Source organism: uncultured Arthrobacter sp., assembly GCF_947495145.1.
In the GTDB taxonomy this organism is placed as follows: Bacteria; Actinomycetota; Actinomycetes; order Actinomycetales; family Micrococcaceae; genus Arthrobacter_D.
Genome location: NZ_CANLXP010000026.1, coordinates 1 through 15,488 on the forward strand (window position 1 = coordinate 1; position 15,488 = coordinate 15,488).

Here is a 15,488-nt window from a genome sequence, read left to right on the forward strand (position 1 = left end):
GACCCCAGCCACCCGGCTGAACCAGCTGCTCACAGCGGCATGAACCCCAGCGTTGCCCCCACTACTTGACTTCGCCGAGGGATAAGGGGCGTGTCCTGCCAATTCAACGAGAAAGTTAGGCGGAGGGGTCGATGCCGCCCGTGCAGGGTGCACCCGACTCCGGCGTCTGCTCACCCTCGACGTACTTGGCGAGGAATGCCGTGAGGCGCTCATCGTCAGCTGAGTCGAGGCTGAGCTGCAGACCCCAGGCAGAGGCGACGATCGGTGATTCAATCTCCTCATAGGGGCTCAAAACAACGTGGGTGCGGTCACCCACGAGCTCGGTCAGGGCGTCGATCTCGGCCTGTGCAAGGTCGGGCTGATAGGTAATCCAGACCGCGCCGTGCTCCATAGAGTGAACGGTATTCTCGTTCGGCAGGGGTTCGGTATACACCCCGCAGTTGGTCCAGATAGCGCTGTGATTACCGCCAATCGGAGGCTTCTGTTCGTATTCCACTGCGGTGTCGACGTGAGTGGCCGAGAGATCCTCGAAGGTTTCAACGCCCTCGATTTCCTGGCTGGCGAGCGCATCGATCCGGTTGTTCTCCTGGACCTGCTGCACGATCACGATGGTCACAGCCACGATGATGGCGACGATCACCAGCGCAATTCCGCCGAAAATCAGGCTGTTCCGCTTACGCTCAATGGCACGCTGCTGGGACTGGATAGCCGCCAACCGCGCCTGGCGGTCCGCATTCTCCTGGGCTCGCTTCTTGTTCAACGCGCTGATTCCTTCTGTTCTCTCAAGGGGTTCAGGTCTAACTTACCGGGCGATACCGCTACAACCGCGCCAGGAGGTCTTCCATTGCGGCAATTTCGGTGGCCTGTGACGCCGCCATCTTTTGGGCAAGCTCCCGGACTTCTGGTTCCTCTGTCAACTCCACGCCCGCCTGAGCCATATCGACGCCGGCCGTGTGGTGGTCAATCATAAGCTCAAGATACAACCGCTCAGCGTCCTGGCCGGTGGCTTCGGCGAGCGCTGCCATCTCTTCCGGTGTTGCCATACCGGGCATCAGGCCGTCCGCGGCGACAGTGCCGCCGTCACCTGTGCCGGCGCCGTCGTCTGCGTCCGTGCCGGTGTGCTCGTGGCCGCTGCCCGCCATCCAGGCCATGCGGGCCGCATCAGTGCTCTGCGGCAACCCCCACTCCTCCAGCCACGCATACATCTGACCGATCTGGTGTTGCTGTGTCATCGCGATGTCATAAGCGATGGTGCGGATTACGACGTCGTCAGTCCCGTCACGCACGATCCGTGACATCTCCACGGCCTGCGAATGGTGGACCTGCATGTCGCGCGCGAATCCAGCATCGGCGCTTTCGTTGCCCGGGTTTTGCGGTGCAGCAGCCACCCGCCCTGCAGTGAAAGCAAGGGCAAAGAGGCTCGCCACCGCAATAAGCCCGAGGATGAGGAGGACGCGCTTTTGCCACGCCTCAAGATTGAGGGTCATCAAGGTCGCCTTTCGTATCTTGCTATCTAACGTAGGGCACCTGCCTGAACGTTCCCAACCGGTACCCCCTAGGGGTACTTGCAACATACCCCCTATGGGTATACCTTTGAATAGCAACCCCGGGAGGAACCATGACGCAGACAATCACCGAACACGGATACACCGCTGACAAGGAGGCCTACCTCCGCCGGCTCAAGCGCATCGAGGGCCAGGTGCGTGGAATCGCGCGAATGGTCGAGGAGGACAAATACTGCATTGATGTCCTCACCCAAGTTTCGGCGGTCAACAAGGCGCTGCATGCCGTCAGCATCGGGCTCCTCGAAGAGCACATTGCACACTGCGTCGTGGGTGCCGCCAATGAATCCCAGGCCTCCGGGGACCCCCGGGCGGTCAACGAAAAAGTGCAGGAAGCAACAGCTGCGATCAGCCGGCTGTTGCGCTAGTTCCGCACATCTACTGAAGGAGAGCAATCATGAGCACCACTACCGTCAACATCTCGGGCATGACCTGCGGTCACTGCGTCAGCTCGGTTACCGAAGAGATCTCAGCCATCGACGGCGTCCAGAACGTCACCGTGGACCTCAACAAGGGCGGAATCTCCACCGCAACCGTCACCTCAGAGGGTGACATCAAACCAGAGCAGATCGGCGAAGCAGTAGCCGAAGCCGGCTACGTCGTCGTCTCCAACGACGCGTAGCAACACGCCGACAGGCAGCCGGCGCCCAGCCGGCCTGGAAGGACCATCATGACCACTGAACCGGACATTGCAGAAACTGCGAACACCACCCGAATCGTTGAGCTGGACATCCAGGGGATGACCTGTGCCTCCTGCGTCGGCCGGGTGGAGCGCAAGCTCGGCAAGCTGGACGGCGTCGAGGCGAGTGTGAACCTGCCCCTGGAATCAGCAGTGGTGACGGTTCCCGCGCACGTCTCGGATGAGGACATCGTCAACACGGTGAACGCCACCGGCTACACCGCCCAGCTGAAGAAGGCGCATCAAGAGCCCGGGCCGTCCTCGGAAGGCGAGCCGGCAGCAGATGGTCTCGAGGCTGACGGCCACGACGGTTCCCATCACATGTCACACGGAGGTGCTGCATCGCAGTTGCGCCCCCGTCTGATCACTGCCGCGGTCCTCACCCTGCCGGTGTTCCTCATTTCGATGATCCCGGCGCTCCAGTTCCCGCACTGGGGCTGGGTGGTGCTGGCGCTCAGCACACCGGTGGTCACGTGGTCCGCCTGGTCCTTCCACAAGGCTGCTGCCATCAATGCCCGGCACTTCTCCTCCACGATGGACACCCTCGTGTCCATCGGTGTCACAGCGGCGTATTTATTCTCGCTGGGTCAACTCATCGCTGACCCGATGGTCACAGCGCACGTCGGTATGGACATGGGAGGGCACGCGCTCTACTTTGAGGTCGCCGCCGTCGTCGTGACCTTCCTGCTGCTCGGGCGGTACCTGGAAGCCAACGCCAAACAGCGTGCCGGGGACGCGCTGAAGTCCCTTCTCAATCTCGGAGCGAAGGATGCCACCGTGCTGCGCGAACAGGGCGGCGAGCGCGTCGAGGTAAAGGTGCCGGCGTCGTCGCTGGTGCATGGGGACGAGTTCGTTGTCCGGCCGGGCGAGAAGATCGCAACCGACGGCTTCGTCGTCGAGGGGCGCAGCGCAGTGGACACCTCGCTGATCACCGGCGAGTCAGTCCCCGTCGAAGTCGGTCCGGACAGCACCGTCACAGGTGCAACCATCAACACCTCCGGCCGCCTGGTTGTCCGTGCCACCCGCGTCGGCAGCGAGACCACCCTCGCCCAAATGGGCAGACTGGTCAGCCAGGCCCAAAGCGGAAAGGCGCCGATTGCACGACTGGCCGACCGCATCAGTTCAGTGTTTGTGCCGGTGGTTCTCGTCATCGCTGTGCTTACCTTCGTTGCGTGGCTGGTATTCAGCGGCGACGTTGAGGCAGCATTCACCGCTGCGGTGGCCGTCCTCGTGATCGCCTGCCCGTGTGCGCTGGGACTGGCAACGCCGACGGCGCTGCTCACCGGTACAGGTCGGGGCGCCCAGCTGGGCATCCTCATCCGCGGTCCCCAGGTCCTGGAAGACACCCGGACGGTCGACACCATCGTTCTGGACAAGACCGGCACGGTGACCAGCGGTCGGCTGTCGGTGACGGACGTCGTCGTACTTGGATCACGCAGCCGGGATGAGGTGCTGTCCCTCGCGGCGGCCGTGGAGTCAGCCAGTGAGCACCCCATCGCCCAGGCCATTGCGGCGGCAGCGCCGGGGCACCCGAGGGTGAGCGACTTCGTCAGCTCCGCCGGGGGCGGAGTGCGTGGCACGGTTGATGGCCTTACGGTGCTCGCGGGGCGCGCCGGTTGGCTGGAGGAGAACGACGTCGTTATCACCGATGCACATCGTTCAGCCCTTGCCGCGGAGCAGGAAGCCGGTTCCACCGCCATCTGGGTGGCCGTGGACAGCGAGGTTGCCGGGCTGATCAGCCTGCAGGATACCGTCAAGGAATCCTCCGCCGCAGCTATCGAACGGCTGAAGCAGCTGGGGCTGCGGCCTATGCTCCTCACCGGCGACAACGCTGCCGTTGCACGGAAAATCGCAGCGGAAGTAGGCATTGCTCCCGAGGACGTCATGGCCGATGTGCTTCCTGAGGGCAAGGTCGACGCCGTGAAACGGCTCCAGTCCGAGGGTGCCACCGTCGCGATGGCCGGCGACGGCGTGAACGACGCCGCTGCGCTGGCGCAGGCTGACCTTGGCATCGCTATGGGCTCCGGTACCGACGTCGCAATCGAAGCCGCTGACCTCACCGTGATGGGCAACAGCCTGGAGCAGGTGGCGCAGGCGATTGAACTGTCGCGGAAGACGCTCGGCACGATCAAGACGAACCTGTTCTGGGCGTTCTTCTACAACACGATCGGCATCCCTGTCGCCGCTCTGGGCATGCTGAACCCAATGGTTGCCGGCGCGGCCATGGCGGCGAGTTCCGTTCTGGTGGTGGCCAACTCCCTACGGCTGCGCCGGTTCGGGAAGTAAGCTCCTGGCCAGGCAATGGACGACGCCCTAGATGAGGTCATCCATCAGCCTGGCCAGGATGTCGTTCATCGCAAGCAGGCCAACCAGCTCATTGCCCTCCACCACCACGAGGCGGCTGAGCTCATACCGGCTCATCAAAGCCGCGGCCTGGCGCACCGAAAGGTCCTCGTTGACCGTGATCGACGGGATGGTGGCGGCATCGTAGACGTTGAGCAGGTCAATGTCCCCCTCCTCCGCAACGACAGTCTGCAGCAGCTCGCGGTAGCTCAGCATTCCGTAGGCGTCATGGGCATGTTGCCGCTCCACCACCAGACTTTTCACCTGCCGCTCCTTCATCGCCGACAGCGCGTCGCGCAGCGTGCTGTACGGCGAGATTGTCACAACCTCCGGGACCATGACGTCTTTGACGGTGAGCATTGTTCCTCTTCCTGACTGCTTGATCAGCTTCAACTCTCCTCGTGCCGGAGATGCTCCTCGAACCGCACCACCTGGCGCAGGTCAATACCCGTCAGATGGTCGATCGGAATGGCGAAAGCAAGCCCCCGCGATCTGGTGCCGTGCACGAGGATGCCGTGCAGTTCCTTCAGGATCGGTGCGGTGAGGTGGTTTCCGACAACCATCAGCAGCACCGACTGGGTTCCTTCGAAGGTCAGGCCGAAAAAGGTGGTCCTTGCTTCGCCGCTGATGCCTTTCCCGTGCAGGATTGTCACGCCGGTGGCTCCTGTCCGCTGGGCGTGCCTGATGATCCTGTCCTCAAGGTCATCGGAGGCGATCACGACGATGGCGGTGAACTTCACGGCGTTTCCTTCCGCAGGCGGGGAAAATGCTCCATCACCATGGCATACACCATGACGGATATCACTGGGAAGATGGACGCATAGGCAATCAGTCCAAACCCGTCGATTAATTCATTGCGGCCCTCGATGGCGGTAGCCAAACCGATCCCCAGGGCGGTGACCAGCGGGACGGTGATCTCCGACGTCGTCACCCCGCCAAGGTCGAATGCCAACGCAACGATGTATTTCGGGGCGAAGAATACGAGCACGATCGCAGTCACATAAGCGGCCATGATGAAGTAGTGGAAGGGTCCGCCGAAGATGATGCGGTACGTCCCGCATCCGATACCGACGGCAACGCCGAGGGCCACGATCACCCGCATGGCGAACGCGCTGATTCGACCGGGAGCAGCGTCCTGGGCCTGTTCGCCGATTGCCAGGAGGGCAGGCTCCGCCATGGTGACCGCGAATCCGATGAGAAACGCGAACAGCAGGATGAGAACCGGCGCGCCCTGCGTGATCAGCTGCTGCGCCATGAGCGTTCCGAGCGGGAAGAGCCCGATCTTGAGCCCGACCACGAAGGCGTACAGCCCGACGAGGACCATGACAAACCCGACGGCGACCCTCAGCGGGTGCGCCAGCCTGCGCCGAAGGGCGACGAACTGGAAGAACAGGACGACGACGACGATCGGCAGCACATCACGGATTATTGCTGCCAGGCCGAAGATCATGCCGAGAACCCAGGCTGACGGGTCTTCCGGAGATTCCGCGACCGGCGCTCCTGCTACCGCGCCCCCGAAGTTGTAGACCCAGATGCCGTAAAGCTGTACCCCGATGACGGGAACCATGACGCACAGGGCCACCAGCCCGAACCCGTCGCTGAGTACGCTGCGTCCGCGTATCGAATTGGCGAGACCAAGTCCGATTGCGGCAATGAGGGGGACGCTGACAATGTTGGTGGTCACCCCGCCGGAATCGTAGGCAAGGCCGATAATTTCCGGTGGCGCAAAGAAAGTCAGCGTCAGAGCCAGGATGTAACCGGTGATCAGCACCTTGTAGACCGCCCACCCCCGCAGGACCCGAAGGACGCCGATCACAAGCACCAGTCCCACGGAGATGGCAATGACGAAGCGGAGGACGAGGGCGTTGATCCGGCCGTCACTCACTAGCTGCGCCTGCTCCGCGACCGCGATCACAGCGGGCTCGGCGATGGAAGCGGCGAACCCGATGGCAAACCCGAACGGCAACAGAAGACCCAACGACCCGCGGCGCACAAACTGGTTGGAGAGGTTCTTCCCGACCGGAAAGATGCTCAGGTCCAGACCGTGCAGGAATAGCGCGATGCCTACCGCGACGATGGCCAGCCCGCCGGCAAGGGCCAGGGGATTGTCAGGAACGGTCCGGAAAACGAACACCTGAAAGAGGAGCACCACCGCCACGATCGGCAGCAGGTTGCCCAGTGACTTAAAGAGCTCGGAGGCGAACCTCCTGAGGTGCTCCATTGATTCCCTTCACCGATGTGTCCGGGAGTACCCTGAGCATCAGTGTGTCGGAGACGCAAGAGCGGTGTCTACCCGTGACGCGGCTTGTCAGCCCGGGTGGGTGCGGTTTCATACCGTGGGATTTGTAGGCACCGGTTCGACGACGTTGGGCTGGTCGAGCGCATCTTCGGAGTCCTTCGACCGTCGCAATTCATCGATACGGACAAGGATCACTCCCCCGACAATCAGTGCCCCGCCGAGCAACTGGATGAGCGAGGGTAGTTCGCTGAGAATCAGCCACGACGACAGCACCGCGAACATGACTTCAGTGAGTCCGACGAAGGACGCCACTTTCGAACCGAGCCCGCGCGCGGCGAAGATCCCGGTGACGTAGGCGAGCACCGTAGCGATCAGGACCAGCGCCAGCACCGGGACCAGCCAGGAAGTCTGCCAACCCGCGAGGTTCACGTCGCGAAACTCGAACGCGAAGGGCATCACGCCGATGAGCCCGAGAATCAAGATCGTGAGAGCGCCGACCAGCATGCCCCCGCCGGCCATGATCAGGGGCGGCAGGTCGTCGTCGGCCTTTGCTGACATCACAAAAAACACGGCGAGGCAGACAGCGGCACCGAGTCCATACAGAACTCCGATGGGATCGAGCCGCTGATCACCGGTGAGGTCGAGAACCAGAAGCAGCCCGAGCATGGCGATGGCGGAACCGCCAATAGTCAGCCTGCTCGGGGGCCTGCCGGAGCGAACCCACAGCCATCCCACAATGAGCACGGGTGCAAGGTACTCGAGCAGCAGTGAGACGCCGACGGACATGCGCTGTACTGCGCTGAAGTAGAAGAACTGGCAGAACGCGATGGCCGTTGCGCCGTAGATGATCAGCGTCAGTGCATTTCGGCGCACGGTTCCCCAACGTCCGCGCAGCGCGATCGCTACGGGGACGAGCAGCACCAGGGCGGCACCACCGATACGGACCCCGACGGCGGCGCCAGGGCTCCAGCCGATCTCCAGCAGTGATTTCGCGAAAGGTCCGGAGACCCCGAAGGAAGCGGCCGACAGAAGCGCGAACCACAGTCCCGTAGCTGTACCGCTTCTCATGGATCTCCTCATCACGTCACAACCAAAGTAGCTCTACGGTGATGACGCTACGCCGGTAGTCCGTTATGAGTCAATAAGGCTTACGGTCATGACTTCTGCTTGGCGGCAGCCTTGGCGGCGCGCTTGGTCTCGCGCACCTTCGCGAGGGATTCCGCGTCCACAATGTTCGCCACGGACCGGAAGCAGCCGCTTTCACCATAGGAACCTGCTGCCTCCCGCCAGCCGGAGCCTTCGAAACCACAGCGCTCCCCCAGCAGTGCAAGGAAGATCTGCGCCTTCTGGACCCCAAAGCCCGGCAGGCCTTTCAGCCTCCGCAGTACCTCTGGACCGTCCGGTTCGCCGCGCATCCAGATCTGCGAGGCATCACCGCCCCACTCTTCCACTACAGTGCGGCAGAGTGTCTGGATCCGGCCCGCCATGTTTCCGGGATAGCGGTGCACCGCCGGAGGGGTGCGGCACAGCTCAACGAAAGCGTCGGCGTCGTAATCTGCGATGGTGCCGGCATCAAAAGCACCCAGCCGGCTCTTGATCTTGGCCGGCCCGGCGAAAGCCGTTTCCATGGCGACCTGCTGGTCGAGGAGCATCCCTACCAGGAGGGCGAGCGGATCATTGGACAGCAGCTGATCGGCCTCGCTGTCACCGGTGATGTTTATCTGTGGCGCCATGCGTCCATGTTAACGATCAGCGGTACAGATTGTGCCGGCCCTAGGCGCCGCTGATACCGAAGAGACCAATCACGAGTGCCATCACCACGAAGGTAACCAGCTCGTGGACGCTGTTGAGTATGGTCAACCCGGCGGGACGGCCCTCGAAGGCGTCATGCGTGGCAAACCGCGAAGCGGTGAACCCGGCCCACAGGATGACCGCGGTAATGAGCGTGTTGACCAGGAAATTGCCGCCGTAGAACTCCTGGGCAATTGCGGCGCTGCCAGCCAGCACCCAGGCGCTGATGAAGCTGACAACCAGAGTGATCAGGATCGGCTTGACGGCATCCTTGCCGTCTCCGCTCGGAGTCACCTTCGCGGTTCGCATCCAGTAGTTCCCGAACACTTTGGGGGTGTACCAGATGGTGCCCACTACCATGGTTGAGAGCGTGGCGATGATGACGGCCAGGACGTTGATCTCGGGAACAGCCATGGTGGTCTCCTCAGGTTAACGCGGGTCGTCGTCGGTTTTCGGCTTGGCGCCGCGGGGGTTGCCGTGTTCGTCGACGTTGGCTGATCCACCGGGAATTTTCGATGACGACCGGTTGATCCCGGTGCCCTTCCCGAGGTGGTCGTCGTTGGGCTTTTCGGTCATCAGCAACAGCGCACTGATCACAAGGGAAGCAATGAAAGCGATACCCGCGGCGGTAAGGCCCAGGTCAACGCGTAACTCACGCGTGCCCCCGCCGGTGGAGAAGACCATGGTCGCAATACCGGCAATCGCCGCAAGAACGGCCGAAAAAATGAGAGGACCCTTGACGCCCTTGACCTGCTTGGACACGGTTCCTTCTCCTCAATATCTTCTACGAATGGTAGAAATCTAGTTTACCGGCTTGGCCTGAGACACCGGACCGGCGGTCTCGCGGGCATCGTGCCGATAGCTGAGCGCCGCAAGAACAAGCACGACGGCGCTGATCACCGCGCCGCCGCCTGCCACCCCCAGCAGGGCGTGCGCCCCAAGAGCTTGAAACAGCGGCAGCAGTACGCCGGTAAGCGTGGTCACGATACCGACCAGAAGGAAATCCCGGGCAGCGGGATGTTTCCGGCGGTTCCTGGCCCAGACGATCAGGTACACCACACCCATCAGGATCAGCGCCAGCGCACCGGTCTGGGCGAACATGCTGTCACGATGGATCCACAGATTCAGCAGACCGGCGACTGCGAGGAACACCGGCACTGTCCGGGTGAGCCAGGCGGGCATCGCGCCCTGCACGCGGAGGCTCTGCTCGGTGAGGTAGACGGCAACCGCCAACCCGAGGAAGTAAAGGCCTCCTGCAACGGACATCACGTGAACCGAGGGCTGCCCCCAGAAGATCGTCAACAGGCCGAATGCGCCTGCTACAGCAACATGCACCAGGAAAGCGCGCCAGAGTGCGGGCATCGCGGTCATGCCTGCCGTTTCTGCGCTCATATACTGCCTCCTGTGGACCTGCCGGACGATGCAAGTTTAGTCCTAGGCGACACCGGTAACCATCCAGCGGTCGTTCCGCACCCGCCATCCGAGGGTCAGCGCCCGCGCCAGCATGTAACCCACTCCGAATGCCGCCCACAGCCAGACAATTCCTGGCAGGCCCGTCAGCCCGGCGGCGAACACGAGCACCAGCAGGGGAACATACAAGACAAGATTCACGACGCCGGCAATCGCCAGATACTTCGCATCGCCTGCCCCGATGAGCACACCATCCAAAACAAAAACGTACCCGCAGATGGGCTGCGCTGCCGCGAGCACCCAGAGACCCACCGTGAACGCGGCCTGCACGCCCTCGTCGGCCGTGAAGATCCAGTCAAGGAACGGTGCGGCGGCGGCAAGCAGAAGCCCCGTCAGGACGCCGAACGCCACGCCCCATCGAATCATGGTCCGTGTCAGCGCGTGGGCGAGCGCCCGGTTGCCGGCACCGAGCTCCTTCCCAATGAGCGCCTGCGCCGCGATGGCGAGGGCGTCCAGCGCGAACGCAAGGAAGGTGAAAATTGTCATCACCAACTGGTGGGCCGCAAGTGACACCGGGCCCTGCGATGTCGCAACCACCACAGTGGCAAGAATTGCGAAGCGGAGACTGGCGGTCCGCAGCATGAGCCACGATCCCACCCGTGCGGTGGCCCGGACTCCACGCCAGGTGGGGCGTAGCGTGACCGAATTCATGCGCGAGAAACGGTAGATGATCACCAGATAGACGGTGGCCATGCCCCATTGCGCAATGCTCGTTCCCAGTGCGGAACCGGCAACCGAAAGCCCCGCGCCGTAGACGAGAAGATAGTTGAGGACGATGTTGGCCCCGAAGCCTGCACCCGCAACCACCAGCGGTGTCTTGGTGTCCTGCAGGCCCCGCAAGACGCCCGTCGCCGCCAGGACGACGAGCATTGCGGTGAGCCCGGGCATCGAAAACCGGAGGTAGTCCACGGCGAACCGGTGCACCTCGCCCTCGGCGCCCATTCCGGCGGCGAGCGCCGGTGCCAGAATCCAGCCGAGAACCGATAGGGCGACTCCCAGCAGGAAAGCCAGCCCAACGCCGTCGCGTCCTGCTGCGAGCGCATCCTGCATCCGGCCGGCGCCGAGGAACCGCGCAACCGCAGGCGTGGTCGAGTAGGCGAGGAAAACCATGAGCCCGACGGCGGTCTGAAGCACCGTTGAGGCAAGGCCCAGTCCAGCCAACTCGTTCACCCCAAGGTGTCCGACGATTGCGGAGTCTGCCAGGAGGAAGAGCGGCTCGGCAATGAGCGCGCCGAGCGCAGGTACAGCCAGCCGGAGAATGGAGCGGCCGAGCTGCCGGCGGTCGGGGACGGTGGTTGCCACGGAACCAGCGTAGGCGCTGCGTCAGACAGAATGGGATAGTCCGGTCCTGGCTCTGAAAAGCTAGGCTGGATACCTGTTCAACGAGATGAGGAGATGTCCGTGAAGGCTGAGGTCAAGCATTTCATCGCCGGCGGTGTGCTCCTACTTCTCAGCACCCTTTTCGTGCCACAGGGAATTTCCGGTTTTTCCAGGTCGGCAGCTCGCGGTGAGTCCGTCGACCAGGGTTCAGTGGTGCTGCTGATCATCGGCGCTGTGATCGTGGTGATCGCCATCGCCCTGCTGGCCCGGGGACACGTGTTGCGGTATCGGACTCGTGCTCGTGCTGCCCGCCGGGGGCAGGAAGGCTGAAGCGCCCCCCGCAGGGTCACAGTCCCTTCTCCACCATTTCCAGCAGCCGGCGAGCTGCGAAGGTCCGCTGCTCCACGTCAAGACCCCGAAGCGGACCATCGATGACCAGCATGGCGAGCCCGTGCACCGACGACCACGCCAGGAACTCAGCACCCAAACGCCGCTCCGCCGAAAGCACGCCCGCCTCCACCAGACCGTCCAGCGCCGCCGACAGCAACTGGAAAGGGGTCAACCCGCTCTCCCCCGCCGAGTCAGAAACAGCCGCATCCCTCAGGTCCGCATGCTCCGCGAACGCCGTCCGGAAAAGACCCGGTTGGGTCTGGGCGAAACGCAGATACCCGGCACCCACGGCGCGGAGGCGCGCTTTGGCAACCACGCCGTCGTCGTCGTTCTGGTTGATTGTCGACTGCTCATCCTCAATTGAGCGCGCGAGTTCCGCCTGCGCCGCCATCGATACCGCGTGCAGGAGTGCCCGCTTGTCCGCGAAGTGCCGGTACGCGGCATTGGGAGTGACGCCGGTGCGGCGTGTGACCTCGCGGAGCACGACGGCGGACGGCCCGCCCTCGCGGGCCAGTTCAGTGCCGGCGGCCACCAGTGCGCGATGCAGGTCTCCGTGACGATAGGTACTGCGCTGCGCCACTTTCCCTCCTCACGTTTTGACCGGCGGGACAAATGTGAACACTGTCAACAAATTGTGCCACGATGACCCGGCCGTACGTCGACTCAGCTCCGGGAAGCTGCCTCGGCTTGCAGATTGTGCCGGGCATTGGCCGCCCACAGGCGCCTTCCCTCAGCTGTGCGGTAGAGCGGATCCAGGTCCAATAGACGGTTGACGACGGCGGCCCTGCCTCGCGCGAAATCGGATTCCGGCACGTGGGCGTACTCCTGTCGGACCGCCGTCAGGTAGCGGCGATACCCATGCGGAGCGCGACCCAACACGGCCAGATCGGCGTCGCACAGCAGCTCCCCTGCCCGATCGCCCTGCTCAGGGAGGTGCGAAGCGGTGAGCAATACCAGCCGCCGCACCTCGTCGGGGTGCTCGATGAGACTTTCTAGAGCAGCTCCGGCGAGCACCGCCGATGCTTCCTCGTCTTCCCCCGCCCGGCAGTCGTATACGGCGTCGTGGAACCATGCGGCGAGACGGACCAGCAGGCGGGTGTCGCCGTCGTCGTCCTCGCTGAACAGGGAATCGAGGGCCTCCAGGACATCGAGCAGGTGTTCAAGGGTGTGATAGCGGCGGTGCGGTTCCGACCACCGGTTCAGCAGCTCTCTACCCAGCCCGGCGGCGCCGGGCAGGGTCTGATCCCACCGCGCCTGAAGCGCCCGGCGAAGGCTGTCCGGGCGGCGTCGTGCAGGCACACGAAGTCCGCTCGCAACCAGTACGCGCACCAGCGTTCCGCCGTCGACCTCCCGGGCGCCGAGGTCAACGAGCTGGCGGTATCGCCGGGCAGGGACGTCGTAGTGATCCAGATCGAAGGCGCGTTCGGAGATGCCGGCGCGGGCGGCGAAGGTGTGCAGCTCATCCAGTGAGACGTCCGAGATCAGATGGGAGAAAACCGTGCCATGCGCCGGCCAGAGCGGAGGATCGATGTACACGGCCATGGCACAGAAGCATACCCAGCAAACCCCTGTACAGCCGGGGAGTGCTGTGCCATTGTTTACAGTGTTTACATGCGGTGCCGTCTGTGTCCGGTGTGGCTCGGCAACCGCGTTCTCTCACTTCGCGAATCGAGTACCCATGGAAACCACCCTCATTGCCATCGGCACCAAAAAGGGCTTGTGGCTCGCAACCAGCACCGACCGGCAGAACTGGACGCTTTCACAACCCCACCACCTCATGTCCGAGATCCCGAGCGTCGGGATTGATACCCGGAACGGGAAAACGCGAATCCTGGTTGGCATGATGGACTGGCACTGGGGCCCCGCCGTCGTCTACTCGGACGACCTCGGCGCCACCTGGTCCGAACCGGAGCAGGGCGCAATCAAATTCGCCGAATCGGATGAAACGGCTCTGGGTCGGATCTGGCAGCTGCAGCCGGATTCAGAGGACAGGCCGGGAGTGGTTTGGGCCGGCTGCGAGCCCATCTCCGTCTGGAAATCGACCGACGGCGGCCAGCACTTTGAGCTCAACCGTGGGCTCTGGGACCACCCCCATCGATCCGAGTGGGGTGCCGGTTTCGGCGGAGCGGCCGCCCACACCGTCATACCGAGCCCGCTTGATGACACGGTGCACGTAGCGATGAGTACCGGTGGCGTTTACCGCTCCACAGACGGCGGGCAGTCCTGGGAGCCGCGAAACAAGGGCATTTCGGCGTACTTCATGCCCGACCCCAACCCGGAATTCGGTCAATGCGTTCACAAGATTGCGCGGGATTCAGAGAACCCGCAGCGCCTCTACGCGCAGAATCATCACGGTGTCTACCGGAGCGACGACGGCGCGGAGACGTGGGAATCAATCGCGGACGGGCTGCCTGCCGATTTTGGTTTCGTCATGCTGACGCACCCCCGGCGCGGCGGTACAGCCTGGGTTATCCCCCTGAAGGCCGACGGGGAACGCATCCCGCCGGATGCCCGGCTCGCCGTGCACCGAACGGACGACGCCGGCGCCACCTGGTCCCGCCTCGACAACGGCCTGCCTTCCGCCGAATTCAACGCAGTCCTGCGCGATGCCGCAAGCGTGGATACCGCGGATCCCGTCGGCGTCTACTTCGGGACTCGCGGCGGCTCTGTCTATGCCAGCGCGGATGAGGGGGAATCCTTTACTGAAGTGGCAGCGCATCTGCCGGACGTACTGTGTGTGCGTGCCGCCGTCGTCGTCGGTTCTCCTGCGCCGGTAGGAACACAATGAGCCCTGTTACGGTACTGATTCCTACGCTGCTGCGGCCGCTGGTTGAGGACCGGTCCCTGGTGGAGATTCCGTTGGCTGCGTCCGCTCCGGTGTCTGCGGTGCTGGACACGCTGGCCGACGGGCGGCCGGTCCTTGCCCGCCGGATCCGCGATGAGACCGGAGCGCTGCGCCGCTATGTGAATGTTTACGTGGACGGCGAGGATGTGCGGCGGGCGGACGGTCTTTCCACACTCGTGACCCCGGGGTCAGAGGTGATGATCATCCAGTCGGTGGCTGGTGGCTAGGCGGGCTGCGCCCAGCTGCTGGAGGCATTAGTTTGAGTGAATGAGCGTCTACCGGTACGACGTCGAGATCCTGCACCTACTCGTGTCTGGCCAGCATGCCTACTTCGGTCGCGCCCGTGATGGCGCAGCAGACGTGCCAACATCGGATGCTGGGCAGGTCGAAGTTGTGGCAGGCAAGGGCATCGTCGGGGACCGGTTCTTTGGCAAGGCGGCGCATATGGACGCTGCCGTAACCGTATTCTCGGTTGAAGCACTGGAAGCGATCGCAGCGGAACTGGGCGAGGATTCTTTTGATCCGTTGCTGACGCGGCGCAACGTCATCCTGAGGGGTGCGCAACTTGCTCCGCTTGTCGGCCAGGAGTTCACGCTCGAGTCCGGTGGAGACCAGGTAACGCTGCGCGGCGGCAGGCCTGCCCACCCCTCTGTGTGGATGGACAGGATGCTCGCTCCCGGAGCCCATGCGGCGATGCGCGGCCGTGGCGGCGTGCGGTGCCAGCCGCTCACTTCAGGTGTTCTCCACCGGGGCCCAGCAGTCCTCGTGAGTCCCGTGGAACTCGATCCGGCACAAGCCGGCGTTCCTCACCGGCTGAAGCCCAGTCGTCTCCCCTAATGGCCGGTGCGG

Annotated in this window: 20 protein-coding genes; 7 read left to right on the forward strand and 13 right to left on the reverse strand. The window is 63.5% G+C overall.

Annotated features, from left to right (window positions below; translation table 11 throughout):
• Positions 1–115: 115 nt before the first annotated feature.
• A complete protein-coding gene (locus Q0877_RS15170) occupies positions 116–760 on the reverse strand; it encodes a DUF3105 domain-containing protein (RefSeq protein WP_299169329.1) in 645 nt (214 codons plus the stop codon).
• A gap of 58 nt (positions 761–818) precedes the next feature.
• Complete coding sequence (locus tag Q0877_RS15175; protein ID WP_299169330.1) at positions 819–1,487, reverse strand: DUF305 domain-containing protein; 669 nt, start codon at positions 1,485–1,487, stop codon at positions 819–821.
• A 131-nt stretch (positions 1,488–1,618) separates the two neighbouring features.
• On the opposite strand from Q0877_RS15175, the gene Q0877_RS15180 reads away from it, so the two are divergent.
• Genes Q0877_RS15180 through Q0877_RS15190 form a run of 3 tightly spaced genes read left to right on the forward strand, consistent with a single transcriptional unit; the run spans position 1,619 to position 4,527 of the window.
• Positions 1,619–1,930 (forward strand): metal-sensitive transcriptional regulator, encoded by a 312-nt coding sequence (locus Q0877_RS15180; protein ID WP_299169333.1) that lies wholly within the window; start codon positions 1,619–1,621, stop codon positions 1,928–1,930.
• 29 nt (positions 1,931–1,959) lie between these two features.
• On the forward strand, positions 1,960–2,184 hold the full coding sequence (locus Q0877_RS15185; RefSeq protein WP_299169338.1) for a heavy-metal-associated domain-containing protein: 225 nt from the start codon (positions 1,960–1,962) through the stop codon (positions 2,182–2,184).
• A gap of 48 nt (positions 2,185–2,232) precedes the next feature.
• Complete coding sequence (locus tag Q0877_RS15190) at positions 2,233–4,527, forward strand: cation-translocating P-type ATPase (protein ID WP_299169340.1); 2,295 nt, start codon at positions 2,233–2,235, stop codon at positions 4,525–4,527.
• A gap of 27 nt (positions 4,528–4,554) precedes the next feature.
• On the opposite strand, the gene Q0877_RS15195 is transcribed toward Q0877_RS15190, so the two are convergent.
• The 9 genes from Q0877_RS15195 to Q0877_RS15235 form a co-directional block, all read right to left on the reverse strand.
• Complete coding sequence (locus Q0877_RS15195) at positions 4,555–4,944, reverse strand: CBS domain-containing protein (RefSeq protein WP_299169342.1); 390 nt, start codon at positions 4,942–4,944, stop codon at positions 4,555–4,557.
• Positions 4,945–4,973: 29 nt separating this feature from the next.
• Entirely contained in the window at positions 4,974–5,324 is a 351-nt protein-coding gene (locus tag Q0877_RS15200) for a transcriptional regulator (RefSeq protein ID WP_299169344.1), read from the reverse strand.
• On the reverse strand, positions 5,321–6,805 hold the full coding sequence (locus Q0877_RS15205; protein ID WP_299169347.1) for a DUF1538 domain-containing protein: 1,485 nt from the start codon (positions 6,803–6,805) through the stop codon (positions 5,321–5,323). Before Q0877_RS15205 ends, Q0877_RS15200 begins: the two co-directional genes overlap by 4 nt.
• 108 nt (positions 6,806–6,913) lie before the next feature.
• Positions 6,914–7,891 carry a DMT family transporter gene (locus tag Q0877_RS15210; RefSeq protein ID WP_299169349.1) on the reverse strand — a complete coding sequence of 326 codons (978 nt, stop codon included), beginning with the start codon at positions 7,889–7,891 and terminating at the stop codon, positions 6,914–6,916.
• A gap of 86 nt (positions 7,892–7,977) precedes the next feature.
• Positions 7,978–8,556 carry an HhH-GPD-type base excision DNA repair protein gene (locus tag Q0877_RS15215; RefSeq protein WP_299169351.1) on the reverse strand — a complete coding sequence of 193 codons (579 nt, stop codon included), beginning with the start codon at positions 8,554–8,556 and terminating at the stop codon, positions 7,978–7,980.
• A gap of 40 nt (positions 8,557–8,596) precedes the next feature.
• On the reverse strand, positions 8,597–9,028 hold the full coding sequence (locus Q0877_RS15220) for a DUF1761 domain-containing protein (protein WP_299169353.1): 432 nt from the start codon (positions 9,026–9,028) through the stop codon (positions 8,597–8,599).
• A 15-nt stretch (positions 9,029–9,043) separates the two neighbouring features.
• Positions 9,044–9,376, reverse strand: a complete 333-nt coding sequence (locus Q0877_RS15225) for a hypothetical protein (protein WP_299169355.1) — start codon at positions 9,374–9,376, stop codon at positions 9,044–9,046.
• A 39-nt stretch (positions 9,377–9,415) separates the two neighbouring features.
• Complete coding sequence (locus tag Q0877_RS15230; protein WP_299169358.1) at positions 9,416–10,006, reverse strand: hypothetical protein; 591 nt, start codon at positions 10,004–10,006, stop codon at positions 9,416–9,418.
• A gap of 42 nt (positions 10,007–10,048) precedes the next feature.
• The gene (locus tag Q0877_RS15235; RefSeq protein ID WP_299169359.1) at positions 10,049–11,386 is read right to left on the reverse strand and encodes an MATE family efflux transporter; all 1,338 of its coding nucleotides are present in this window, start codon (positions 11,384–11,386) and stop codon (positions 10,049–10,051) included.
• Between the two features lie 99 nt (positions 11,387–11,485).
• Between Q0877_RS15235 and Q0877_RS15240 the strand changes: the two genes are divergently transcribed.
• Positions 11,486–11,734 carry a hypothetical protein gene (locus Q0877_RS15240; RefSeq protein WP_299169360.1) on the forward strand — a complete coding sequence of 83 codons (249 nt, stop codon included), beginning with the start codon at positions 11,486–11,488 and terminating at the stop codon, positions 11,732–11,734.
• Between the two features lie 16 nt (positions 11,735–11,750).
• Here Q0877_RS15240 and Q0877_RS15245 read toward each other — a convergent pair whose 3' ends face one another.
• Positions 11,751–12,374, reverse strand: a complete 624-nt coding sequence (locus Q0877_RS15245) for a TetR/AcrR family transcriptional regulator (RefSeq protein ID WP_299169362.1) — start codon at positions 12,372–12,374, stop codon at positions 11,751–11,753.
• Positions 12,375–12,457: 83 nt separating this feature from the next.
• On the reverse strand, positions 12,458–13,336 hold the full coding sequence (locus Q0877_RS15250) for a DUF4031 domain-containing protein (RefSeq protein ID WP_299169364.1): 879 nt from the start codon (positions 13,334–13,336) through the stop codon (positions 12,458–12,460).
• 136 nt (positions 13,337–13,472) lie between these two features.
• On the opposite strand from Q0877_RS15250, the gene Q0877_RS15255 reads away from it, so the two are divergent.
• From Q0877_RS15255 to Q0877_RS15265, 3 genes are read left to right on the forward strand one after another with little or no spacing between them, the layout of a single operon-like run.
• Positions 13,473–14,582, forward strand: coding sequence for a sialidase family protein (locus Q0877_RS15255; RefSeq protein WP_299169366.1), 1,110 nt, complete (start codon positions 13,473–13,475; stop codon positions 14,580–14,582).
• Positions 14,579–14,866 carry a MoaD/ThiS family protein gene (locus Q0877_RS15260; protein WP_299169367.1) on the forward strand — a complete coding sequence of 96 codons (288 nt, stop codon included), beginning with the start codon at positions 14,579–14,581 and terminating at the stop codon, positions 14,864–14,866. The genes Q0877_RS15255 and Q0877_RS15260 overlap by 4 nt, the downstream gene beginning before the upstream one ends.
• 40 nt (positions 14,867–14,906) lie before the next feature.
• Positions 14,907–15,476, forward strand: coding sequence for an MOSC domain-containing protein (locus Q0877_RS15265; protein WP_299169368.1), 570 nt, complete (start codon positions 14,907–14,909; stop codon positions 15,474–15,476).
• Positions 15,477–15,488: the final 12 nt, after the last annotated feature.

What these genes read in the sequence shown, in the direction of transcription:
- Q0877_RS15255 (WP_299169366.1), top strand. Translation starts at nt 13,473, where the DNA reads ATGGAAACCACCCTCATTGCCATCGGCACCAAAAAGGGCTTGTGGCTC.
- Q0877_RS15265 (WP_299169368.1), top strand. Translation starts at nt 14,907, where the DNA reads ATGAGCGTCTACCGGTACGACGTCGAGATCCTGCACCTACTCGTGTCT.
- Q0877_RS15185 (WP_299169338.1), top strand. Translation starts at nt 1,960, where the DNA reads ATGAGCACCACTACCGTCAACATCTCGGGCATGACCTGCGGTCACTGC.
- Q0877_RS15220 (WP_299169353.1), bottom strand. Translation starts at nt 9,028, where the DNA reads ATGGCTGTTCCCGAGATCAACGTCCTGGCCGTCATCATCGCCACGCTC.
- Q0877_RS15215 (WP_299169351.1), bottom strand. Translation starts at nt 8,556, where the DNA reads ATGGCGCCACAGATAAACATCACCGGTGACAGCGAGGCCGATCAGCTG.
- Q0877_RS15250 (WP_299169364.1), bottom strand. Translation starts at nt 13,336, where the DNA reads ATGGCCGTGTACATCGATCCTCCGCTCTGGCCGGCGCATGGCACGGTT.
- Q0877_RS15210 (WP_299169349.1), bottom strand. Translation starts at nt 7,891, where the DNA reads ATGAGAAGCGGTACAGCTACGGGACTGTGGTTCGCGCTTCTGTCGGCC.
- Q0877_RS15230 (WP_299169358.1), bottom strand. Translation starts at nt 10,006, where the DNA reads ATGAGCGCAGAAACGGCAGGCATGACCGCGATGCCCGCACTCTGGCGC.
- Q0877_RS15180 (WP_299169333.1), top strand. Translation starts at nt 1,619, where the DNA reads ATGACGCAGACAATCACCGAACACGGATACACCGCTGACAAGGAGGCC.
- Q0877_RS15190 (WP_299169340.1), top strand. Translation starts at nt 2,233, where the DNA reads ATGACCACTGAACCGGACATTGCAGAAACTGCGAACACCACCCGAATC.
- Q0877_RS15175 (WP_299169330.1), bottom strand. Translation starts at nt 1,487, where the DNA reads ATGACCCTCAATCTTGAGGCGTGGCAAAAGCGCGTCCTCCTCATCCTC.
- Q0877_RS15205 (WP_299169347.1), bottom strand. Translation starts at nt 6,805, where the DNA reads ATGGAGCACCTCAGGAGGTTCGCCTCCGAGCTCTTTAAGTCACTGGGC.
- Q0877_RS15195 (WP_299169342.1), bottom strand. Translation starts at nt 4,944, where the DNA reads ATGCTCACCGTCAAAGACGTCATGGTCCCGGAGGTTGTGACAATCTCG.
- Q0877_RS15260 (WP_299169367.1), top strand. Translation starts at nt 14,579, where the DNA reads ATGAGCCCTGTTACGGTACTGATTCCTACGCTGCTGCGGCCGCTGGTT.